We start from the raw sequence: 20,769 nt of genomic DNA on the forward strand, positions 1-20,769 counted from the left end.
TCTCAGGACTGGTCGGTGGAGGCGCCGCGACGGGAGTCGGCCTGTCGGCATCCTCGCGTCACTGGGCGCGGGTGCCTCCTACGCGCTCTACGCGCTCGCGAGCAAGCTCCTGCTCGACCGCGGATGGAGTTTCCAGGCGGCGATGGGAGTCCTGTTCGGCCTGGCTGCCGTGGCGAGTGCGCCGCTGCTGGTCGCGACCGGCCCCGGCTGGATCGTGACTCCGGAAGGCCTTGCCCTCGCGCTCTGGCTCGGTGTCGTCACCACCACGGTGGCCTACCTCCTGTTCGGATGGGGTCTGCGGCGGCTCGCCCCGACGACGGTCGCCACCCTCACGCTCGCCGAGCCGCTCGGCGCGACGCTGCTGGGCGTGTGGGTGCTGCATGAGCAGCTCACGGCGGTTTCGGCCGCCGGACTCGCGGTGCTGGCAGCGGGGCTGATCGTGCTCTCGCTCCCGGCCGTCCGGAAGGAGAAGACGGATGTCGCCCCGCCGCCGTGATCGGGACCCGGGTCCCACCCAGGCCGCCGCCCTCGCCGAGGCACTGCGTGTGCGCATCCTCTCCGGCGACATCGCCCTCGGTGCCCCGCTCCGCGAGGAGGGTCTGGCCACGCGCCACCACGCGTCCCGGCACACGGTTCGGACGGCGCTGCAGACTCTCGCTGCCGAGCGTCTGGTCACGATCGCCCCATACCGGGGTGCGCGCGTGGCCCATCTCGACGACGATGCCGTCGGCGCACTGCAGGAGCTACGCGGGGCGCTCGAGGCCGAGGCGGTGCGGCAGGTGACGGCGCGTCATGGAACCCCGTGGCCGGACGCGGTCACTCGTCCGGTTCGCGACGCGATCGCCCGTCTCGCGCTCGCCGAGGCATCCGGCGACTGGCTGGCCACGACACGGGCACACGCCGAGGTGCACCGCGTCATCGTCGAGGCGGCGGCGAGCCCTCGGATCTCGCAGGCGCACCGGCAGCTCGAGTCGGAGATCCTGTTGTTGCTCACGCACGTGAGGCCGGACTATCCGGCCGGCTCGCTGGCACACGAACACACGGCGTACCTCGACGAGGTGCAGCGTTCGGGGGGAGAGGCCGTGCGCGCTCACCTGGCCAACTCCGCCGATCTCATCCGCGCTGCTCGCGCAGCCTCGTCATGACGCGGCTGCGGTGGCGGCCCGTCACCAGGCCGGCTCCGCGGCCCCGTAGGGGAGAAGGGGAGCACTCTCGAGCGGCGCGCCATTCCACACCGGTGCCGGTGCGGCACACCGGACCGACCCGCCGCCGGCGAGGGGGATCTGGACGGTGCGATCGCGCCACGACTCGTCGGGCGTGACCGGCGGGGCCTCGGATGCCGGCGGTCGCGGCGCATCCAGGAGAGACTGCGCGACCCGCGCGAGCGACACGGCGACGTGAGATGCGGCGCCCGACAGATGCCGTGTCTCGAGCGCGTTCATGACCGCTGCCGCCAGCAGATACCCGGCAGTGTGGTCGAGGGCCTGGGCGGGGAGGGCGCCGGGCGCGGCATCCGTCCCGTGCAGTGCCGCGATCCCCGAGACCGCCTGCACGATGCTGTCGAAACCGCGTCGCTGCTCCCAGGGGCCGGGGCCCCAGGCGTCCACGGTCGCCGTGATCAGGTGCGGCCATCGCGCCCGGGCCGTCGTCGGGTCGAGCCCGAACCGCGCCACGGCGCCGGGGCGATACCCCGTGACGAGCACATCGGCGTGTGCAAGCAGGGTATCGAGCGCGGATCGGGATGCCGGGTTCGAGAGATCCAGAAGCACCGAGCGCTTGCCCTGACCGGTGTCGAGGAACTGCCAGTCGATCTCGGGCAAGCGAGGACTGTCGATCCGCAGCACATCGGCGCCGAACAGCGCGAGCGTGCGCGTGGCGACCGGCCCGGCGATCACCCGCGTGAGGTCGACGACGCGAACCCCGCTGAGCGGACGCGGTGGTGTCGAGTCCGGCAGCGGTGCAGCAGCGAGCGGCGAGGCAGCGGCCTCCCACACGTCGCGGCGCACGAGGGGCAACGTGCGCGCCGCGAGCGCGTGCGGGTGCGTTCGCCATTCGCTCTCGGTGCGGACCTTACCGACGATCGCGCCCTCCGCCGCGGCGCGGTCTTCCCCCTGCGCGGCGGTTGACGTCCGGAGGGCGGCGGCGATCTCGTCCCGGCCGGCGTCGTCGCCGAGGCCCAGCATCCGTCGCAGTGCTGCGCCGTGGTGCGGGTAGTTGCCGTGGGTCCTGACCCATCCGTCGGCGGTCTCGAAGAAGCCGGATGCGGGAGCCCACGCATCCGGCTTCGCCCCGCTCCAGGTGAAGACCTGCTCGCTGCGGTAGGCCGCCGTGATGCGCGGCCCGTCGAGCACGACGGGCGCGAGCTCGCCCGGTTCGGGCGCACGGCCCACGGAGCGGGCGTGTGCGAGGGACGCCGCGGCAAGCGACGCGGCCCCGATCGCGGCCGTGGCAAGCTCGGCCACCGGAAGCGCAGAGGGCAGCGTCACCGCACCGGAAGGGGGTGTCACCGCCGAAGCGAGCTCGGCGCGGCCAGTGGCTGCCGTGATCAGTTCGATCGTGAGGGCACCGGGAGGGGTCGACGTCATCGCTGTCCCGTGACCTCGTGCACAAAGGCGCGGAGCATCTCCCGACCCTCGGGCCACGGCCCATGCCCACTGAGGACGTTGATGTGCCCGGCATCGCCGATGTCGATCCGGCGTGCCCCCCAGCGCCGGCAGATCTCCGGGGCGCGGTGTGCGGCGCAGTAGGGGTCTGTCGTGCTCGTGACGGCGACGGTCGGCGTGGGCACGGGGCCCAGAGCGGCGGTCACGGTCGCGAAACGGAGCACCTCGGAGGGAAATGAGGGGGCATCCGGGTCGGGCGGAGCGACCAGGAACACTCCCCGCACCAGGTCGGGAGAGCGCGCGGCGAACGCCAGCGCCGTCAGGCACCCCAAGCTGTGCGCCACGAGGAACGCCGGCTCACCCGCCGTCGCCGCTGCCGCCCCGACGGCGCGGTCCCAGTCATCGAAGACGGGTTCATCCCAGGATGTCGGCGCGCTACGAACCCAGGACGGATGCTCCGCCTGCCAGATCGACTGCCAGTGGCCGGGCGAAGACCCGCCCAGGCCCGGGACCACGACGACCGCGGCATCCAGCATCGCTCTCCTCCTGTTCCCGCGGCCGTGCGCGCAGTCCGGTGTGCTGCCATCCAATCGGCGCCGTGACGTGTCGAGAAGAGCCAATGCGCGACGTGTGGCCTCGCGTCCCTGTGGCGGAGCGCCGGTCAGCGCGCGTAGCGTTCGACGAACGTGCGCAGCATCCGGCTGGGATGCAGCACCTGGCGCCGGCGGACGGCCGCGAGCGGAATGTGTACCTCGCTCGGCGCGAAGTACCCGAAGTCGGCGTAGGCATGGATCCGTGACGTGATGCCGTTGACATCGAGCTCGGGGTGGAACTGGGTCGCGTAGATGTTCTCTCGCACGCGGAACATCTGCACGGGGCACGTCGCCGACGACGCCAACAACGTCGCCGAGGAAGGAAGCGCGCGGACGGCCTCCTTGTGCCCGACGAAGGCATCGAACGTCGGCGGCATGTCTGCCAGGAGCGGATCGCCGATCCCGTCATCCGTCAGCGACACCTCGACGACACCGACCGCTTCCCCGTAGGTGCGGTCGATCACGGCGCCCTGGTGCGCACCGACCGTGCCCACCCCGTAACAGGCACCCAGGAAGGGGAAGTCGCGCGCGACCACCTGGTCGAGCAGTGCGTCGAACTCTGACTCCACGCGCCGCTGGACGGTCGACTTCTGCTCGGGCGGATCCGAGGCGTTGAACGGTCCGCCGCCGACGAAGATGCCCGAAAGATCATCGAGGTCGAGGTGCGGCATGGGTCCTGCTTCGAGCCGGACGCGCCGCAGCTCTGACTCCGCCAGACCGGTGTAGCGCAGGAAGAGCTCGTACTCCTCATCGGCTGGACCGTTCTCGGCCCGGGTCGCGAGCAGGACGAACGGCTTCATCCGCTCAGCATATGGCCGCACGAACGCGGCGGATCGGTTGCGTGGCTTGACGGCTGGGCCCCACCCCGCGTAGGCGCTTTTCGTGACGAGTGTGTAAACCTCGCATGGCGATCGGTGGATGAGGATGATTCATCCCGCCGGACTCGATATCTTCGTGTCGTGCCCGACACAGAGAAGTCCACCGCGCCGCTGCGCCCCACCCACCCCCTCGCGCTTGCTCCCGTCATGGCGCCACCGGCGTCGGTGGACGGGTTCGTCAAGCAGTTCCTCGCGAACCTCAACTTCGACCAGGGGGTCTCGCTGTCGGCATCCGACACGAACGACCAGTACCTCGCGCTCGCGGGGACTGTGCGCGACTACCTCATGGCGCGCTGGCTCGAGGACCAGACCCGGCAGCGCGAGCAGCAGGCGAAGACCGTCTGCTACCTGTCTGCGGAGTACCTGCTCGGCAAGCAGCTCGACAACAACCTGCTCGCCGCGCGCCTGACCGACATCGCGACCGAGGCGCTCGCCCAGTGCGGCATCTCGATGGACGATATGCGAGAGGTCGAGGTCGAGCCCGGACTCGGAAACGGCGGTCTCGGCCGGCTGGCTGCCTGCTTCATCGACTCGCTCGCCACGATGAGCGTCCCCAACATCGGATACGGCATCCGGTACGAGTACGGGATCTTCCGGCAGACCTTCGTCGACGGGCATCAGGTGGAGCAGCCGGATGCCTGGCTGCGCATGGGCTCGCCGTGGGAGTTCCCGCACCCGGAGGCGGCGCAGACGATCTCGTTCGGCGGACGGACCGAGACGTATGACGACAACGGCGTGACCCGGACCCGGTGGATCCCGGACTGGAACGTTCTTGCCGTGCCGTACGTGATGATGGTGCCCGGCTACCACAACGGACGCGTCAACACGCTGCGACTGTGGCGGGCCGTGGCGACCAACGCGTTCGACCTGCGCATCTTCAACTCGGGCGACTACGAAGAGTCGGTGCGGGCGCAGACGTACGCCGAGAACATCTCCAAGGTGCTCTATCCCGAGGACTCCACGCCCCAGGGCAAAGAGCTGCGCCTGCAGCAGCAGTACTTCTTCGTGGCCGCATCGATCAAGGATTTCCTCGACAACGTCCTGCCCGAAGGGTTCGAGTTGCGAGGCCTTCCCGATCGGGTGATCTTCCAGCTCAACGACACCCACCCGGTCATCGGCGTCCCCGAGCTCATGCGCGTGCTCGTCGACGAGCGGGGGATGGACTGGGACGAGGCCTGGTCGATCACGAAGCAGTGCTTCGCCTACACCTGCCACACCTTGCTGCCCGAAGCGCTCGAGGTCTGGCCGGTGGACCTGCTCGGCAGGCTCCTGCCGCGGCACCTGGAGATCATCTACCGCATCAACGACGAGTTCCTCGAGGAGGTTCGGGAGCGGTTCGGCGACGACATGATGCGCATCCGCAACATGTCGATCATCGGCGAGCACCCGTATCGCTCGGTGCGGATGGCCTACCTCGCCACCGTCGCCGGGGCCAAGGTCAACGGCGTCGCCGAACTGCACTCGCAGCTTCTGCGCGACAAGGTGCTGCACGAGTTCGCCGAGATGTACCCCGACAAGTTCACGAACGTCACGAACGGTGTCACGCCGCGACGCTTCATCCGTCTTGCCAACCCCGCCCTGGCAGAGCTCATCACCGAGGCGCTCGGCGCGGGATGGACCGTCGACCTCGAGCGACTGCGCGGACTGGAGGCGCTCGCCGAGGACCCCGAGTTCCGTGAGCGCTTCGCTGCGGTCAAGGCGGCCAACAAACGTCACCTCAGCGACGTGCTGGCACGGCGCGACGGCGTGGAGATCGATGACAGTCACCTGCTGGATGTCATGGTCAAGCGGCTCCACGAGTACAAGCGGCAGACCCTCAAGGTGCTGCACATCGTCACCGAGTACGAGAGCATCATCTCGGGTCGGGTAGCCGCCGCCGACATCCAGCCGCGGACCTTCATCTTCGGAGCCAAGGCCGCCCCCGGATACGCGATGGCCAAGCGCATCATCCACCTCATCAACTCGGTCGCGTCCGTCGTGAACAGCGACCCCCGCGTCGAGGGGCGCCTGAAGGTCGTGTTCCCGCCGAACTACAACGTGACCCTCGCCGAGAGCATCATCCCCGCCGCCGACCTGTCGGAGCAGATCTCGCTCGCCGGCAAGGAAGCCTCCGGTACCGGGAACATGAAGCTGGCCCTCAACGGCGCGCTGACGATCGGCACGGATGACGGCGCCAACGTCGAGATCCGCCAGCTCGTCGGCGACGACAACTTCTTCCTCTTCGGCATGACCGAGCCCGAGGTCGAGGCGCTCTGGGCCAAGGGATACAAGCCGGCGGACTTCTACCAGGCAGACCCGCAGCTGCGGGCGGCGATGGACCTCATCGCCTCGGGGGAGTTCTCGGGCGGCGACCGCTCGGTCTTCGAGCCGATCGTGTCGAATCTGCTCTACGACGACCGATTCATGGTGCTCGCCGACTACGCCTCGTACATCGAGGCGCAGGCGCGCGTGGACCTCGCGTACGCCGATCAGGATGCCTGGACGCGCTCGGCGATCCTCAATATCGCCCGCTGCGGCTTCTTCTCCTCCGACCGGTCGATGCGCGACTACCTCGATCGCATCTGGCACGCGCGTCCGTTGCTCTGACGCGAAGCATCCGTCGCGTGGTCAGTCGTGCGGCCACGCGGCGAGGGCGTCGTCGATGAGCGCTGCCGTCGCGTCCGAGACGGGTTCGATGAGTTCGAGCACGGGCGCTCGGCGTCTTGCTCCCCGGGGCGCGGAGAAGCGCCACGTGCCGACGACCAGCCCGTCGACGAGAACCGCGGGACGGAACACGCCGTTCCCGCCGGGAACGAGGGCGTCGAGCATCGCTCCCGAGGCGACGAGAGAGCGGTCCGCGTAGCCGAGGATCCATTCGTCGAAGGCGGGAACGAGGGTCACCCGCTCCGCGGAGCCGGTCGGGCTCGCGTCCGCGACGGCGTCCGCCGGCGAGCTCAGATACACGGATCTCTCACCGAGGTGCGCCTGCTCGATCGCATCGACGGATGCCGCGACGGCGCGCAGGGTCGTCTTGGGGAGTTTGGTCCACCACGCGAGGTCGTCGAGGGTGACCGGCGCCCTCGCGGCGACATAACCGGCGACGATGCGCCGGAGAGCGGCATCCGTGTCGGTCTCGCGCGGTGTCGCGGTGAGGGTGAGGAACTGCTCGGACCCGTCGGGAGCGAAGGCTCCCCAGTGCGCCACCCCGCTGACGCACAGATGGACGAGCAGGTGGTAGCCTCGACCACCCTTCGTCGAGATCCCGGCATCTTCCCACGTGGCCAGGATGTCGGCACGACGTTGCGGAGCGTGCTCGAGCGCCGCGACGGCGACCTCGTGCGCGCGCGCGACCGTGGCATCGTCCAGCTCGAGTTGCTCCCGGCGCCGCGCCATGGACTGCAGAGTTCTCGTGCCGGTGAGGGCGAGGAGCGACGCCAGGTGCTCGGGGGTCGTCGCGAACAGCGTGCCGCGCATGGGCCACGACCGCACGAGGACACCGCTGTCGAACGCTGCGCGCACCTCGCCGACCGTCGTTCCCGGAGCCGAGCGTAGGGCGATCGCACGCAGGACTGCCGGAAGATCCTGGCCTTGGAGGGCGACCGCGCGGTCCACCACCTCCCGTGGCGAGAGGGGCGAGCCTCCGAGCAGCTGGGCCCGGTGGCGCATCCCGCGCGCCTGGTCGGGGGAGAGGGACGCCGTCATGTCGATCACCGTAGTACCAGCCACCCCCAACTCCGGCGAGCCGCGTTTGCGGGCGTGCGACCTGGCGGACTGTCGCATCGGTCGCGCGCTGGATTCGGTGCGGATGGCAGGGATTCGAATGTCGGAACCCCCTCGTAGTGTCGCGGTATGGGATCAGTTGGCATGGGCGAGTCGGGGCAGTGGCCCGGGGTGCCGGATGCTGACGCCTTCCTCGACGACCATGATGTGCGGGAGTGGGATGGCGGGGTGGGGTGGGTTCCGCCGCGACCGGATGCTGTGGGTCTGGTGGTGGAGGTCGCTGATCTGGAGGCGGTGTTCGCTGCGCAGCGGTTCGCGCGCGTTGACGCGCTCCGGGTGGAAGCCCTTGATGACGTGACCCGGTATGGGGGTGGGTCGCGGGAGTTGGTGATGCGGTCGTTGCGGTTGGAGTTGGCGGCTGCGTTGCGGGTGACGGAGACCGCGGCGGGGATGATGCTTGCCCGCGCCGAGTCCCTGGTGCACTCGTATCCGACCGTGCTGGAGTCTCTCTCGCGCGCGAACGTGACGGTGCGGCACGTCGAGATCCTCGTCGATGATCTGGATGTGCTGGACCCGGGGGTCGCGGCGGGCCTGGTGGGGCGGGCGTTGGGGTTGGCGGAGACGCTGCCGGTGGGGTCGTTCCGGCGGGCGTTGCGCCGCCTTATCGACCGGGAGATGGCCCCGACGTTGGCTGAGCGGCATGGGTCGGCGGTGCGGGAGCGTCGGGTGGTGATCGAGCAGGTCGGGGACGGGATGTCGTGGTTGCACGCATTGATCCCGTCGGTGGAAGCTCACGCGATCCACGGCCGGATCACGCAGATCGCGACGGTGATTCGTGACCGGGACCGTGGCGCGACCCGCGGCGGGGAGCGGGGGGACGGTTCGGAGCGGAGTCTGGATGAGATCCGTGCTGACGTGTTCTGCGATCTGTTGATCGACGGGACCGTGGCCGAGCACCCCGAGCAGGCGCGGGGGATCCGCGCCACCGTTGTCGTGACCGTTCCTGCACTGGCCCTCCTCGGGGCGGACGGTGTGACAGACCCGGCGGAGGTGGAGGGGGTTGGTCCGATCCCGATCGAGCGCGCCCGGGAGCTGGCCGGTGACGCATCAGGGTGGATGCGGGTGCTCACACACCCCGACACCGGCGCCGTCATCAGCGTGGGGCGGACGAGGTATCGGCCGCCACCGGAGCTTGCGAAGCTCGTGAAGTGGCGGGCTGACCGGTGCATGGGACCGGGGTGCGGGATGCCGGCGTCGCGGTGTCAGATCGACCATACGGTCGCGTGGGAACACGGTGGTGAGACATCCGTGGCGAACACGGCCCCGCTCTGTCAGGGCCACCATACGGTGAAGCATCACGGCGGGTGGCAGATCACCCACCTCGGTGACGGGTCCCTGGAATGGGTATCCCCGCACGGGCGCCGGTATGTCGTCGCCCCCGAACGGCGCCTCCCCACCTTCCACCCCACTGCCGCCTAGCCGCGACGGCGCCGCCTGAACCCACCCCACGGCCGTCTGGCTTACTGCTGGCCCCCTGGGTGTGGCCGGTCCGTGTTTCTCATGGGTTCCTCACGGGTTCCCTGCCCATTCGGTCGCCAGGCGACTAGCGTGGACGGATGAGCGCGACCGAATCAGCCCGTGGCAGCGATGTGATCCGTCAGATCCTCGTGATCGCGGCCTTCGTCTTCATGATCATCGGCGATGCTGTCGGTCTCGGCGCCTTCGGTGGGACGCCGATCCAGGAGGCGCAGGGCGGGTCGTTCTCGCCGGACGCGTCCTACCTCACTCCCGCGACCGAAGCATTCGCGATCTGGACGCCGATCTACCTGGGACTCGCGATCTACGTCGTCTGGCAGGCGCTCCCGTCGCAGCGGACGCGCACGCGACAGCGCAGCCTCGGCTGGCTCATCGCCCTCACGATGGTGCTCAACGGTCTCTGGCTCGTCACCGTGCAGTTCCTCTCGGTGTGGGCGACCGTGGCGTGCATCGTTCTGCTGCTCGCAGCCCTCGTCGTCACCTACCTTCGCGCGGTCCGCACCCACCTGCCCTCCGATGGCGCAGTTGACGGCATCCTCATCGACGGAGTCACGGGGCTGCACCTCGGCTGGGTCGCTCTCGCCACCGTCGCCAACGTCGCCGCCGCGTTGACGGCGACGGTCCCCGCCGACTGGGAGGGTGCGGCATCCGTGCTCGGCGTGATCGTGCTGGTCGTCGTCGCCGTTGTCGCGCTCGGCGTGTCGGCAGCCGGAGGGTGGCGGATCGCGCCCGTGCTCTCGATCGCGTGGGGACTGGCGTGGCTGGCCGTCGCGCGCCTGACCGGTGACCTCGTGGACGTCCCTATCGGCATCGCGGCGATCGTCGTCGCCGCCGTCGTCCTGATCATCCCGGCCGTTGCCCGACTCCTGCGAGAGCGCACCCTCGCCGACTGACCTGCCGAAACCTGGTCGCCGCGTTCGGGTAACCGCGACCTGGCACACTGAACGACATGACTTCTGGCGGCGTCGGGCGCGTAACGGTTCTGAGTATCGGCGAGGTGCGGCTGCGGCCGCACAACATCGCAGGCAGCGGAACGCCCATGTTGTGGTGGACGTTCACCTCACGGCGGTGGACAGAGCCGCTGCCCGTCAACGTCGTCCTCATCGAGCACGACCAGGGGTGGGTGCTCTGGGACACCGGTCAGGCGCCCGAGTCCGCCGACGCACCGCGCACGTACTTCCCGCGCGGATTCGTCGGCGCGGTCTATGCACGACAGGTGGACTCCACGCTGACCCCGGGCCAGGGGCTCGGTGAACAGCTCGAACTCGCCGGCGTTCCCCTCGAGCGGCTTGCCCTCGCTGCCGTCTCCCACCTGCACTACGACCACGCCGGTAACGTCGGTGAGCTCGCGGCTGCCGGCATCCCGGTGCTCGTCAGCGAGGCCGAGCACGCGCTTCTCACCGGCCGCTCGCCCCATATGCACGGCGTCCTCGCTGAGCACCTTCTCGCTGCGGGCGTCCGGTGGCGGCCCGTCAGCTTCGCCCCCTCGGACGACCCTGCGCTGACGGATTTCGACGGCGCGTACGACATCTTCGGAGACGGTGCTCTCACGCTCCTGCCGACCCCGGGTCACACGACCGGTTCGATGAGTCTGCTCGTGCGCCGGGGAGGGGGCCGCGACCCGCTGCTACTTGTCGGGGACGCGACCTACGACCCGAGCCTCATCGACCGCGGGGTCGTTCCGGATGTCGGTGACAGAAAGCGGCAGCGCGAGACGCTGCGGCGCGTCGTGGCGCTGCGAGACAGGCTTCCGGGGCTTCGCGTGATCGCCGGACACGACCCCCGCGCGGCGGAATCCGCCGCCTGACGACGCGCCCGCGGCTCAGCGCAGCATCGCTCGTAGCTCCGATTCGACGGATGCCGGACGCGACGGGTCGATCGTCGTCCCATGTTCGTAGGCATCCACGACCCGCGGATCCACATAGCTGCTGCGGGCGATGGCAGGGGTGTTGCCGAGAACGAAAGCGGCATCCCGCATCGCTGCTGCGATGATGCGCGCCCGCCGCGATGCGCTCGTCACCGGACCCGCCTTCGCAAGGCTCAGGGCGGCAGCGGCCGTACCGTGCAGAGTACGGAAGTCCTTTGCCGTGAAGTCGCCGCCCGTTCGTCGTCGGATGTCGGCGTTGATGTCGTCCGGATGCAGGGGATGCACCTCGCCGTCACCGTCCCGCCAGGCCAGGAGCCGCGCCCGGCCGCCGCGGCGCTTGAGCGCCCGGACGACCGCGGCCAGGTCGGGGTCGGTCAGCTCGGACTCCCACGGCTGCCCACTCTTGCCGGGAAAGCGCAGCTCGACCCGCTCACCATCGTGCACGCTCGCGTGCGCGCACAGGAGTGTGCACAGTCCGAAGCTGCCGTGCACGTCCGCGTAGCGCTCCGACCCGACCCGCAGACTCCCGGTGTCGAGCATGCGGAACGCAGTAGCAAGCACGCGGGACTTGCCCAGACCCTCCGTTCGCAGATCGAGCGTGACGCCGCGCCGCGCCGCGGGGAGCGTCTGGGCGAGGTCCAGCATCCGTTCGAATTTGACGCGGTCCTGACGTTTTCGCCACGCCTCGTGATACAGGTATTGGCGTCGCCCGGCATCGTCGACTCCCGTGGCCTGGATGTGCCCGTGCGGATGGGGCGAGATCCAGACGTCGTTCCACGCGGGCGGGACCGCAAGCGCCGAGATCCGCTCGCGCGTCTGTTCGTCCGAGATCGCGGCGCCCGATTCATCGAGGTACGCGAATCCTCGTCCGCGGCGCACGCGGCGAAGTCCGGGCTCGAAGGTGCGACTGCGACGCAAGCGGGGCATGTCCTCACGCTACGCGGCCGCCAAGGGCACAGGGCGCACAGGTGTGCCCGAGTGGGGCGACGGATGCTGTCAACCCCCTCAGCGGCGCCGTGCGGCATCCGTATCGTCGGCCCCGACCGATCGCCGACCCGGCGACCGGCGCACGGTGACCACGAAGGAGACCGTCATGACAAGCACGATGACCGCTGACATCGAAGTGGACGCCCCGATCCGCGCCGTCTACGACCAGTGGACCCAGTTCGAGGACTTCCCGCAGTTCATGGGGTCGGTGAACTCCATCACCCAGACCACCGACGACCTCACGCACTGGACCGTGAGCATCGGCGGCGTCGAGCGCGAGTTCGACGCCGAGATCGTGGACCAGGTGCCCGATGACCACGTCGAGTGGGCCAGCACGGGGGAGCGGGTGCACACCGGGCGTGTGGCCTTCACGCCGGTGACCGACGACCGGACCCGGGTGGAGCTGCGGATGGAGTGGGAGCCCGAGACCTTCGTCGAGAAGGCGGGCGCGGGACTAAACCTCGACGAAGCCGCGGCCCGCATGGACCTCGAGCGCTTCAAGTCGTTCATCGAAGAGCGCGGTCGCGAGACGGGCGGCTGGCGCGGCGAGATCCACAACGGATGACGACCCCCTCGTTCCCGCGGGCGTGCAGACCGCCCGCGGGAACGAGCACGGGCTCAGCGCCCGCGACGAACCGCCGCGCGACGGGCGTTGACGATCCCGTACGCGAGCGTGCCGATGATCGCGAGGAGGAACACCGCCGAGGCGATCACGTTGGCCTGCGGGGGAATGCCCCGCTGGGCGGCGACGTAGATGTAGACCGGGAAGGTCTGCACCGAGCCCGACGTGAAATACGTGATGATGAAGTCGTCGAAGCTCAGGCTGAACGACAGCAGAGCCGCCGCGATGATCCCGGGCAACAGCAACGGGAACGTCACCCGCCAGAACACCTGCCGCGGTGAGCCGTACAGGTCGCGGCCTGCCTCTTCCATCGACGGATCCAGCGAGAGTGCGCGGGCGCGCACCGTGACCACGACGAAGCTCAGGCAGAACATCGTGTGCGCGAGGATGATCGTCACGATCCCCTTCGCGACACCCATCGTCAAGAACTGCGCGGCAAGACCCGCGCCGATGACGACCTCGGGTGTGGCCATCGGCAGGAACAGCAGCAGGCTGATCGGCCCCCGTGCGCGGAAGCGGTAGCGCACCAGAGCGAGCGCGATCATCGTGCCGAGGGTCGTGGCGATGATCGTCGCCACGACACCGACGAGGATGCTGTTGCCGAAGGCGACACAGACCTCGGGCTGTTCGCACACCGTGAGCCAGTTCTCGATCGTGAACCCGTTCCACGTGATGTTGGTGCGGGTCGTCTCGTTGAACGAGAACAGGAACGTGTAGGCGATCGGGATGAGCAGCACCACGAACGCGGCGATGACATAGAGGCCGAGGATGCGGGACCTGACCGTCCATTGTGTCTTCACAGGAGGTCATCCGTTCCCGTGCGCCGCACGTAGCTGCCGACGATGATGAGGATGACGGCCATGAGCAGGATGCTGAGGGCCGCCGCCTGCGGATAGTTCACCGTGATGAGGAACTTCGACTGGATGACGTTTCCGATCATCGTCGTCGACGGGCTTCCGAGGAAGGCCTGGCTGGCGTTGACGTAGTCACCGGATGCGGGAATGAACGTGAGGAGCGTGCCCGACACGACCCCGGGAAGTGACAGAGGGAAGGTCACCCGCCAGAACGTCTGCCCGGGCGTCGCGTAGAGGTCGGAGCTCGCTTCGAGAAGCCGAGTGTCGAGCCGGTCCAGGGAGGCGAACAACGGAAGCGTCATGAACGGGATGAAGTTGTAGGTGAGACCGAACACGACCGCGAAGCCGGTTCCCGTGATGTGATCCTGCGGGCCGAAGATCCCGATCGCTTGCAGGAACCCGACCACGGGCCCCTCGTCGGCGAAGAGCGCCTTCCACGCGAGAGTCCGCAGGAGGAACGAGATGAAGAACGGCGCGATGACGAGCACCAGCAGCAGGTTGCGGATGAGCGGCCGGTCGCGCAGCACAACCCCGATGAAGTATGCGATCGGGTAACTGATGAGCAGCGCGAACAGGGTGGCCAGCAGCGCGTACCAGAAGGAGCGCAGGAACTGCGGCCAGTACTCCGCGATGACGTCGACGTAGTTCTGCCAGTTGAAGGCGTAGTAGAACGCGCCGTACTGGGAGGTGTCGTTGACGCCGAACGAGGTCATCAGCAACGACACGAACGGGACGACGAAGAACAGCGTGAGGTAGGCCAGTCCCGGCAGCAGAAGCGCGAAGGCCACCCATCCGGCGCGCCGCTGCGGCGACGCCTTCTTAGTATCGGCGACAGCCAGCGCCGACATCGCCATGGCTAGGAGTCCTCGCTGTCGGCGATGGCTTCGGCGGCACCCGCCTGAGCATCGGCATCCAGCCCGAACGTGTGCTCGGGCCGCCAGCGAACCCAGACCTCGCTGCCCACCGAGAAGACCGAGCCGAACACCATGTTCTGCTCGAACACCCCGACCGGTCCGATCCCCGGAATCTCGACGGTGTACTGCGTGCTCACACCGGTGAAGGACAGGTCGGTGATGCGGCCGGGACCGAGGATGTTGTCGTCCGTGGTCGGCTGCTCGGCGACGAGCATCAGCTTCTCGGGACGGACCCCCACCGTAATCGCTCCCGACGTCGCGACGGCTCGATCGATCGGCATCCGTACGGTGCCGCCGGTTGCCAGGCGCGCGACGAGGTTTCCGCCGGCCGTGGAATCCACCGTCGCGGGAATGAGGTTGGACTGGCCGAGGAAGCTCGCGACGAAGCCGGTGCGCGGCAGTTCGTAGAGTTCCTGGGGTGCGCCCATCTGTTCGATGCGGCCGTGGTTCATGACGGCGACCGTGTCGGCCATCGTCATGGCTTCCTCCTGGTCGTGCGTCACGTGCAGGAAGGTGATTCCCACCTCGTCCTGGATCGTCTTGAGCTCACCCTGCATCTGCCGGCGAAGCTTCAGGTCCAGTGCGCCGAGGGGTTCGTCGAGCAGCAACAGAGCGGGACGGTTCACGACAGCTCGCGCGAGGGCGACACGCTGCTGCTGGCCTCCGGACAGCTGCGACGGCTTACGCCCGGCGACGTGGTCGAGTTCGACGAGCTTCAACGCGTCCAGCGCCCTGCTTGCCGCATCCGCCACCTTCCGCCGCCGCAGACCGAACTCGACGTTCTCCTGCACGGTCATGTGGGGGAACAGCGCGTAGCTCTGGAACACCGTGTTGACGGGCCGCTTGTGCGGCGGAACCGTCGTGACGTCCTTGCCACCGATCGAGATCGAACCCGCCGTGGGCCGCTCGAGGCCCGCGACGATCCGCAGGGTCGTCGTCTTGCCGCAGCCCGAAGGGCCCAGGAGCGCGAAGAACGATCCCGCGGGGATCACCAGATCCAGGTCGTGCAGAGCGGTGAAGCCCGGGAAGGTCTTGCGGATGCCGCGAAGCTCGAGGTCAGCGCCGGCCTCGGGTGTCGATGGTGCCATGCCGGATCAGGCGCCGAGTCCGACGGCTTCGAACTCGGCGTTGTACTTCTCCTGCTCCTGGTTGCTGAGCGCGCGGAAGATGTACGCGTTGGCGAGTGTCTCCTCGTCGGGGAAGATCAGCTGGTTCTCGACCATCTCGGGGTCGATCTCGGCCATTGCTTCCTGAGCGCCGACCACGGGGGTGATGTAGTTGACCCACGCGGCGACTTCGGCAGCCACCTCGGGCTGGTAGTAGTAGTCGATGAGCGACTCGACGTTGGCCTTCTGCTGCGAGCCGATCGGAATCATGAAGTTGTCGCTCCACAGCGTCCCGCCCGAGTCGGGGAGGGCGAAGCCGAACTTGTCGTAGCCGACCTCGGCGTTGATCGCGGTGATGTCGCCCGACCAGACGATCGCCGCCAGCGTGTCCTCGTTGATGAGGTCGTCGGCGTACGAGTTGCCCTTGATGTTGCGGATCTGACCGTCCGAGACCTGCTTGGCGAAGACGTCGATCGCATTCTGGAATTCGGTGTCGCCCCAGGAGTCGGACGAGATGTCCACGCCCTGGCTGAGCATGATGAGTCCGATCGTGTCGCGCATCTCGCTGAGGACGCCGACGCGGCCCTTCAGGTCGGGGTTCCACAGATCCTCGACGGAGGCCAGCCCCTGGGGGAGCTTCTCCGTGTTCCACGCGATACCCGCGAAGCCCGACTGCCAGGGCACGGAGTTCGCCCGGCCCGGGTCGAAGCTCGGGTTCATCAGGCTCGGGTTGAGGTTCGCGTAGACGTTGGGCATGTTCGCCTTATCGAACGCCTGCGTGTACCCGGATGCGATCCAGATGTTCGCCATCCAGTCCGTGAGGCAGACCGTGTCTGCCCCGATTCCCTGACCGAGGGCGAGCTGGTCGCGCACCTTCGCGAAGTAGGTGTTGTTGTCGTCGATCGCGACGTCGTAGTTGACCGTCAGGCCGGTCTGCTCCTCGAAGGCCTGCAGTGTGGGGTGGTTGCCCTCGTCGTCTTCGTCGAGGTAGAACGACCAGTTGGCCCACGTCAGGGTCTTCACGCTCGAGGACAGGTCTTCGGGAGCGGTCAGCGCTGATCCGCTCGTGGACCCGGAACCCCCCACGCGGCCGGTGCACGCGGCGAGGAACCCCATGAGGGAGAGGGCGCCGGCCCCCGCGAGCACGCCGCGCCGTGAGATCTGCGCTGCTCGTGCCTGCGAGATGAGCGCTCGGATCATGGGATCGGAGGGGAGTTGACGGTCGGGCATGGTCGGTCTCCTCAATCAGCTGAATGCGTGCTGTGCACGGATTGTCAGTGATCGTGCCATGACCGCACGGGAGGCGGCAAGCGTCATCCGCGGTCCGAAACAAACTTGATACAGGAATCTGTCGTTTGAGGAAACGCGGGCGACGGTTTCACGCACGACTGCTGCGGATTCCGGCGTCGCCGAAATCCGCAGCAGGTGAATCCGCTATAGCAGGGTCGCGGCGCGCGTGAGAACGTCGCGCAGGATCTGCTCGAGCTCGTCGAACTCGGACGGACCGATCGTCAGCGGCGGCGCGAGCTGGATGACGGGGTCGCCGCGGTCGTCGGCGCGGCAGTACAGCCCCGCGTCGTACAGGGCGCCCGAGAGGAACCCGCGCAGGAGTCGTTCGGACTCGTCGTCGTTGAAGGTCTCGCGGGTGGCCTTGTCTTTCACGAGCTCGATACCGAAGAAGTATCCGTCGCCGCGCACGTCTCCGACGATGGGCAGATCCAGCAGCTTCTCGAGGGCAGCGCGGAACAGCGGGGAGTTCTCGCGGACGCGTTCGTTGAGTCCTTCCTCGTCGAAGATCGCGAGGTTCTCGAGGGCCACCGCGGCAGAGACCGGATGCCCACCGAACGTATACCCGTGGAGGAATGAGGTGTGTCCGTGGCGGAACGGCTCGTAGATCCGGTCCGAGACGACCGTGGCGCCCAGCGGCGAGTAGCCGCTGGTCAGACCCTTCGCCGAGGTGATGATGTCGGGCACGTAGTCGTAGGCGTTGCACGCGAAGGTGTGACCGATGCGTCCGTACGCGCAGATCACCTCATCCGAGACCAGGAGCACATCGTGGCGGTCGCAGATCTCACGGACGCGCTGGAAGTATCCCGGGGGAGGGGGGAAGCATCCGCCCGAGTTCTGCACCGGCTCGAGGAAGACCGCCGCGACCGTCTCCGGGCCTTCGAACAGGATCATCTCTTCGATGCGGTCTGCTGCCCATCGGCCGAACGCCTCCAGACGGTCGCCGGTGCCGTCCCACACGAACCCGGCCTCTTCGGCGCGGTACGCGTTGGTGTTGGGCACCCGGAACGCGCCGGGCACGAGGGGCTCGAAGGGAGCCTTCATCACCGGGATGCCGGTGATCGCGAGGGCTCCCTGCGGGGTGCCGTGGTACGCGATGGAGCGCGAGATGACCTTGTGCTTCATGGGCTTGCCCTGAAGCTTCCAGAACTGCTTGGCGAGCTTGAAGGCCGTTTCGACAGCCTCGCCGCCGCCGGTCGTGAAGAAGACCCGGTTCAGGTCACCCGGTGCCTCGTCCGCAAGTCGATCCGCCAACTCGATGGCGGCGGGGTGCGCGTAGGACCACAGCGGGAAGAACGCGAGCTCTTCGGCCTGCTTCGCGGCAGCCTGCGCGAGGCGCGTGCGTCCGTGCCCCGCGTTGACGACGAACAGTCCGGACAGCCCGTCGAAGTAGCGCTTGCCGCGGTCGTCCCAGATGTGGTGTCCCTCGCCGCGCACGATGATGGGCACCCCGGACGAGTCCATTACGGACTGGCGGGAGAAGTGGAGCCACAGGTGATCCTGGGCCATCCGCTGAAGGTCTGCGGGGGAGTTCATTGCATGTCCTTTCGGGGCCCGGTCATTGGGTTCCCCAGTCGTAGAGCTGCTTCACGAGGCGGAGGTAGACGAAGGATTCCGTGGCGACGACACCCTCGATGGCGCGCACGCGACGATTGAGGAGGTCGATGAGTTCGTCATCCGACGCGCACACGACTTCGGCCAGCACGTCGAAGCTGCCCGCGGTGAGCACGACGTAGGTGACCTCGGGGAGCTTCGCGACCTCCGCCGCGATGCGTGTCGAATCCCCGGTCGTCCGGATGCCGACCATCGCCTGCCGGGCGAAGCCGAGTTGCAGCGGGTCGGTGACGGCCACGATCTGCATGACGCCGGCATCGACGAGTCGTTGCACCCGGTTGCGCACGGCAGTCTCGGAGAGCCCGACGGCCTTCCCGATGTCGGCGTAGGATCGTCGGCCATCAGCCTGCAGGTGCTCGACGATGGCGCGCGAGATGTCATCGAGTTGCGGTACCCGGGGAGCGCGATCTGCCACGTCTCGATCATTGCAGACGCTCGCACGGGAATCAACTGAAAGCGTCGAGATTGTCCAAGGAATCGATGGAATCCGCTGCAGATTGCGTCTTGGAAGCCGGAATACGACGGTTTCCCGCTTTCGATTCACTCACAGTGCTCTGGCTCGGCTCCCATGCGACCATGGGGGGATGAGCTTGCCGGAGCACGCACCCGCGTCGAAGCGGGCGATCTGGCATGCCGCGCAGCGGCTGTTCGCCGAGAACGGCTACGCGCGCACCTCGGTCCGTGAGATCGCGAGCGAGGCCGCCGTCGACCCCGCGCTGGTCATCCGTCATTACGGCACCAAAGAGCAGCTGTTCATGGAGACCATGGAGGTTCGGGTCGCGGCGGCGGCCTTCGATGGACCCATCGAGACGCTCGGCGAGAGGTTCATCTCGTTCCTCCTCGACGCGGATGCAGACGCTCGGGGTATCTACCTGGCGCTCCTGCGCGCCAGCGACTCCGGCGGGATCTGGACCCATCTCCGGGCGGCGCACGAGGACGGGTTCGTGCGACCGTTCCGCACGCGAATCGCCGCCCACGGTGCCGATGCGGCGGATGCGGATCTGCGGGCGCGGATGGCGGCGGCTGTCGTTGGCGGCTTGTTCTACAGCCTGTGGGTTGTGCGCGACGAGGGTCTCGCGCACGTGACGCGCGAGACCCTCGTGCGACGCTATGGCGCGTTGCTGCAGGCAGCGATCACCGGGTGATCAGATCGCCGACCAGCCGCCGTCGGAGGGCAGGATCGCCCCCGTCACGTTCGTCGCGTCGTCGCTGAGCAACCACGTGATGGATGCTGCGAGCTGCGCCGCCTCGGCGATGGGCGGAAGGATCGTCATCGCGAGCCCCACACGCTCCTGGCCGAGTTGGGAGGCAAAGGTCGCCTCGATCCCGGTCGCGACCGGGCCCGGTGCCACCGCGTTGACGCGGATGTTCTTGCCCGCGTACATGAAGGACGTGCTCTTGGTGAGTCCGACGATGGCGTGCTTAGACGTGGTGTAGGCAAGGCCGGCCGCTGAGCCACGCAGTCCGGCCTCGGAGGCCACGTTGACGATCGAGCCGCCGGCCGCCATCATGAGGGGGAGCACGGCGCGCGTGAGTCGGAAGGTCCCCTCGACGTTCACCGCCATGACCCGTGCCCACACGGCGTCGCTGACTTCGTGCAGCGGCGTCATGTCGTCCATGATCCCGGCGACGTTCGCAAGACCGTCGACACGACCGCCCGCCGCCGCAACGATTGCGGCCACGGAGTCTTCCGAGGTGATGTCGCCGGCGACAGCGATCGCTCCCGGCATCTCTACGACGGCTGCGGCCACGCGGTCTTCGGCGATGTCGACCGCGACGACCGTCCCGCCCTCGGCGGCGACCCGGGCGGCGACTGCTCGCCCGATGCCCGATCCGGCACCGGTCACGATCACCGTCTTGCCCGCGAACCTTCCGGGGGTGATGCGCTCCACCCACGGTGCGGCCATCGGGGGAGCGGCGATGTCGTCCTCATCCTCGTCATCGTCGCTGTCGGGCGCGGCAGCGAGGGCGCCGGGGTCATTGGCGCGGCGCACCATGTCGTCGATCATCTCCTGCGGCATCCGCCCCCCGCTCATGGCGGCGACGCGTTCGAGGGAGAAGAGTTTGACGGGGGCCAGTGCCGATTCGTTCTGGCCGCCCTGGGCGAGCAGATCCCGCAGAATCGGCCCGCCGACGGGATGCTTCAACCAGGCGCCGATCGACGACTTGGCGGTAAGCGCCTTGTCCTTTCCCATGTTCTCCTCCTTGA

General features: G+C 68.3%; 20 protein-coding genes. 8 read left to right on the plus strand and 12 right to left on the minus strand.

Translation table 11 applies throughout. From position 1 onward, the window contains the following. Window positions 1-61: 61 nt before the first annotated feature. Window positions 62-496 (plus strand): EamA family transporter, encoded by a 435-nt coding sequence (locus tag ACSGC5_RS05890; RefSeq protein WP_434969894.1) that lies wholly within the window; start codon window positions 62-64, stop codon window positions 494-496. Next, entirely contained in the window at window positions 477-1,145 is a 669-nt protein-coding gene (locus ACSGC5_RS05895; RefSeq protein WP_434969684.1) for a GntR family transcriptional regulator, read from the plus strand. The genes ACSGC5_RS05890 and ACSGC5_RS05895 overlap by 20 nt, the downstream gene beginning before the upstream one ends. Before the next feature lie 21 nt (window positions 1,146-1,166). Here the strand turns inward: ACSGC5_RS05895 and ACSGC5_RS05900 are convergent, their stop codons facing one another. The 3 genes from ACSGC5_RS05900 to ACSGC5_RS05910 form a co-directional block, all read right to left on the minus strand. After that, window positions 1,167-2,585 (minus strand): CoA transferase, encoded by a 1,419-nt coding sequence (locus tag ACSGC5_RS05900; protein WP_434969685.1) that lies wholly within the window; start codon window positions 2,583-2,585, stop codon window positions 1,167-1,169. Continuing rightward, window positions 2,582-3,139, minus strand: a complete 558-nt coding sequence (locus tag ACSGC5_RS05905) for an RBBP9/YdeN family alpha/beta hydrolase (RefSeq protein ID WP_434969686.1) — start codon at window positions 3,137-3,139, stop codon at window positions 2,582-2,584. The genes ACSGC5_RS05900 and ACSGC5_RS05905 overlap by 4 nt, the downstream gene beginning before the upstream one ends. 125 nt (window positions 3,140-3,264) lie before the next feature. Further along, a complete protein-coding gene (locus tag ACSGC5_RS05910) occupies window positions 3,265-3,996 on the minus strand; it encodes a glutamine amidotransferase (protein ID WP_434969687.1) in 732 nt (243 codons plus the stop codon). A gap of 225 nt (window positions 3,997-4,221) precedes the next feature. On the opposite strand from ACSGC5_RS05910, the gene ACSGC5_RS05915 reads away from it, so the two are divergent. Then, entirely contained in the window at window positions 4,222-6,660 is a 2,439-nt protein-coding gene (locus ACSGC5_RS05915) for a glycogen/starch/alpha-glucan phosphorylase (RefSeq protein ID WP_434969895.1), read from the plus strand. A 21-nt stretch (window positions 6,661-6,681) separates the two neighbouring features. Here ACSGC5_RS05915 and ACSGC5_RS05920 read toward each other — a convergent pair whose 3' ends face one another. After that, window positions 6,682-7,755, minus strand: coding sequence for a DNA glycosylase AlkZ-like family protein (locus ACSGC5_RS05920; protein WP_434969688.1), 1,074 nt, complete (start codon window positions 7,753-7,755; stop codon window positions 6,682-6,684). 147 nt (window positions 7,756-7,902) lie between these two features. Here ACSGC5_RS05920 and ACSGC5_RS05925 point away from each other — a divergent pair, with 147 nt between their 5' ends. The 3 genes from ACSGC5_RS05925 to ACSGC5_RS05935 all read left to right on the plus strand — a co-directional run bounded on the left by ACSGC5_RS05925 (window position 7,903) and on the right by ACSGC5_RS05935 (window position 11,116). Then, a complete protein-coding gene (locus tag ACSGC5_RS05925; RefSeq protein ID WP_434969689.1) occupies window positions 7,903-9,252 on the plus strand; it encodes a DUF222 domain-containing protein in 1,350 nt (449 codons plus the stop codon). A gap of 137 nt (window positions 9,253-9,389) precedes the next feature. Next, window positions 9,390-10,202 carry a tryptophan-rich sensory protein gene (locus ACSGC5_RS05930; RefSeq protein WP_434969690.1) on the plus strand — a complete coding sequence of 271 codons (813 nt, stop codon included), beginning with the start codon at window positions 9,390-9,392 and terminating at the stop codon, window positions 10,200-10,202. Between the two features lie 56 nt (window positions 10,203-10,258). Further along, on the plus strand, window positions 10,259-11,116 hold the full coding sequence (locus ACSGC5_RS05935) for an N-acyl homoserine lactonase family protein (protein ID WP_434969691.1): 858 nt from the start codon (window positions 10,259-10,261) through the stop codon (window positions 11,114-11,116). A gap of 15 nt (window positions 11,117-11,131) precedes the next feature. Here the strand turns inward: ACSGC5_RS05935 and ACSGC5_RS05940 are convergent, their stop codons facing one another. After that, entirely contained in the window at window positions 11,132-12,103 is a 972-nt protein-coding gene (locus ACSGC5_RS05940) for a DNA topoisomerase IB (RefSeq protein ID WP_434969692.1), read from the minus strand. 166 nt (window positions 12,104-12,269) lie between these two features. Between ACSGC5_RS05940 and ACSGC5_RS05945 the strand changes: the two genes are divergently transcribed. Further along, window positions 12,270-12,728 carry an SRPBCC family protein gene (locus ACSGC5_RS05945; RefSeq protein WP_434969693.1) on the plus strand — a complete coding sequence of 153 codons (459 nt, stop codon included), beginning with the start codon at window positions 12,270-12,272 and terminating at the stop codon, window positions 12,726-12,728. A 53-nt stretch (window positions 12,729-12,781) separates the two neighbouring features. Here ACSGC5_RS05945 and ACSGC5_RS05950 read toward each other — a convergent pair whose 3' ends face one another. From ACSGC5_RS05950 to ACSGC5_RS05975, 6 genes are all read right to left on the minus strand, one after another. Further along, window positions 12,782-13,585 carry an ABC transporter permease gene (locus tag ACSGC5_RS05950; protein WP_434969694.1) on the minus strand — a complete coding sequence of 268 codons (804 nt, stop codon included), beginning with the start codon at window positions 13,583-13,585 and terminating at the stop codon, window positions 12,782-12,784. Further along, window positions 13,582-14,493, minus strand: coding sequence for an ABC transporter permease (locus ACSGC5_RS05955; protein ID WP_434969695.1), 912 nt, complete (start codon window positions 14,491-14,493; stop codon window positions 13,582-13,584). The genes ACSGC5_RS05950 and ACSGC5_RS05955 overlap by 4 nt, the downstream gene beginning before the upstream one ends. A 2-nt stretch (window positions 14,494-14,495) precedes the next feature. Continuing rightward, the gene (locus ACSGC5_RS05960; RefSeq protein WP_434969696.1) at window positions 14,496-15,641 is read right to left on the minus strand and encodes an ABC transporter ATP-binding protein; all 1,146 of its coding nucleotides are present in this window, start codon (window positions 15,639-15,641) and stop codon (window positions 14,496-14,498) included. Window positions 15,642-15,647: 6 nt separating this feature from the next. Continuing rightward, window positions 15,648-16,889: an ABC transporter substrate-binding protein gene (locus tag ACSGC5_RS05965; RefSeq protein ID WP_434969697.1), complete on the minus strand. Its 1,242-nt coding sequence runs from the start codon at window positions 16,887-16,889 to the stop codon at window positions 15,648-15,650. 204 nt (window positions 16,890-17,093) lie between these two features. Continuing rightward, window positions 17,094-18,482: an aspartate aminotransferase family protein gene (locus tag ACSGC5_RS05970; protein WP_434969698.1), complete on the minus strand. Its 1,389-nt coding sequence runs from the start codon at window positions 18,480-18,482 to the stop codon at window positions 17,094-17,096. Between the two features lie 22 nt (window positions 18,483-18,504). Continuing rightward, window positions 18,505-18,975 (minus strand): Lrp/AsnC family transcriptional regulator, encoded by a 471-nt coding sequence (locus tag ACSGC5_RS05975; RefSeq protein ID WP_434969699.1) that lies wholly within the window; start codon window positions 18,973-18,975, stop codon window positions 18,505-18,507. 169 nt (window positions 18,976-19,144) lie between these two features. Here ACSGC5_RS05975 and ACSGC5_RS05980 point away from each other — a divergent pair, with 169 nt between their 5' ends. Next, window positions 19,145-19,705 (plus strand): TetR family transcriptional regulator, encoded by a 561-nt coding sequence (locus ACSGC5_RS05980; RefSeq protein ID WP_434969700.1) that lies wholly within the window; start codon window positions 19,145-19,147, stop codon window positions 19,703-19,705. Here the strand turns inward: ACSGC5_RS05980 and ACSGC5_RS05985 are convergent, their stop codons facing one another. Then, the gene (locus ACSGC5_RS05985; RefSeq protein WP_434969701.1) at window positions 19,706-20,755 is read right to left on the minus strand and encodes an SDR family NAD(P)-dependent oxidoreductase; all 1,050 of its coding nucleotides are present in this window, start codon (window positions 20,753-20,755) and stop codon (window positions 19,706-19,708) included. Window positions 20,756-20,769: the final 14 nt, after the last annotated feature.

This window comes from Microbacterium sp. bgisy207 (assembly GCF_965345035.1).
GTDB lineage: Bacteria > Actinomycetota > Actinomycetes > Actinomycetales > Microbacteriaceae > Microbacterium.

What these genes read in the sequence shown, in the direction of transcription:
- ACSGC5_RS05935 (WP_434969691.1), top strand. Translation starts at nt 10,259, where the DNA reads ATGACTTCTGGCGGCGTCGGGCGCGTAACGGTTCTGAGTATCGGCGAG.
- ACSGC5_RS05920 (WP_434969688.1), bottom strand. Translation starts at nt 7,755, where the DNA reads ATGACGGCGTCCCTCTCCCCCGACCAGGCGCGCGGGATGCGCCACCGG.
- ACSGC5_RS05960 (WP_434969696.1), bottom strand. Translation starts at nt 15,641, where the DNA reads ATGGCACCATCGACACCCGAGGCCGGCGCTGACCTCGAGCTTCGCGGC.
- ACSGC5_RS05905 (WP_434969686.1), bottom strand. Translation starts at nt 3,139, where the DNA reads ATGCTGGATGCCGCGGTCGTCGTGGTCCCGGGCCTGGGCGGGTCTTCG.
- ACSGC5_RS05925 (WP_434969689.1), top strand. Translation starts at nt 7,903, where the DNA reads ATGGGATCAGTTGGCATGGGCGAGTCGGGGCAGTGGCCCGGGGTGCCG.
- ACSGC5_RS05970 (WP_434969698.1), bottom strand. Translation starts at nt 18,482, where the DNA reads ATGAACTCCCCCGCAGACCTTCAGCGGATGGCCCAGGATCACCTGTGG.
- ACSGC5_RS05940 (WP_434969692.1), bottom strand. Translation starts at nt 12,103, where the DNA reads ATGCCCCGCTTGCGTCGCAGTCGCACCTTCGAGCCCGGACTTCGCCGC.
- ACSGC5_RS05955 (WP_434969695.1), bottom strand. Translation starts at nt 14,493, where the DNA reads ATGGCGATGTCGGCGCTGGCTGTCGCCGATACTAAGAAGGCGTCGCCG.
- ACSGC5_RS05900 (WP_434969685.1), bottom strand. Translation starts at nt 2,585, where the DNA reads ATGACGTCGACCCCTCCCGGTGCCCTCACGATCGAACTGATCACGGCA.
- ACSGC5_RS05915 (WP_434969895.1), top strand. Translation starts at nt 4,222, where the DNA reads ATGGCGCCACCGGCGTCGGTGGACGGGTTCGTCAAGCAGTTCCTCGCG.
- ACSGC5_RS05895 (WP_434969684.1), top strand. Translation starts at nt 477, where the DNA reads ATGTCGCCCCGCCGCCGTGATCGGGACCCGGGTCCCACCCAGGCCGCC.
- ACSGC5_RS05930 (WP_434969690.1), top strand. Translation starts at nt 9,390, where the DNA reads ATGAGCGCGACCGAATCAGCCCGTGGCAGCGATGTGATCCGTCAGATC.
- ACSGC5_RS05980 (WP_434969700.1), top strand. Translation starts at nt 19,145, where the DNA reads ATGAGCTTGCCGGAGCACGCACCCGCGTCGAAGCGGGCGATCTGGCAT.
- ACSGC5_RS05945 (WP_434969693.1), top strand. Translation starts at nt 12,270, where the DNA reads ATGACAAGCACGATGACCGCTGACATCGAAGTGGACGCCCCGATCCGC.
- ACSGC5_RS05965 (WP_434969697.1), bottom strand. Translation starts at nt 16,889, where the DNA reads ATGCCCGACCGTCAACTCCCCTCCGATCCCATGATCCGAGCGCTCATC.
- ACSGC5_RS05985 (WP_434969701.1), bottom strand. Translation starts at nt 20,755, where the DNA reads ATGGGAAAGGACAAGGCGCTTACCGCCAAGTCGTCGATCGGCGCCTGG.
- ACSGC5_RS05910 (WP_434969687.1), bottom strand. Translation starts at nt 3,996, where the DNA reads ATGAAGCCGTTCGTCCTGCTCGCGACCCGGGCCGAGAACGGTCCAGCC.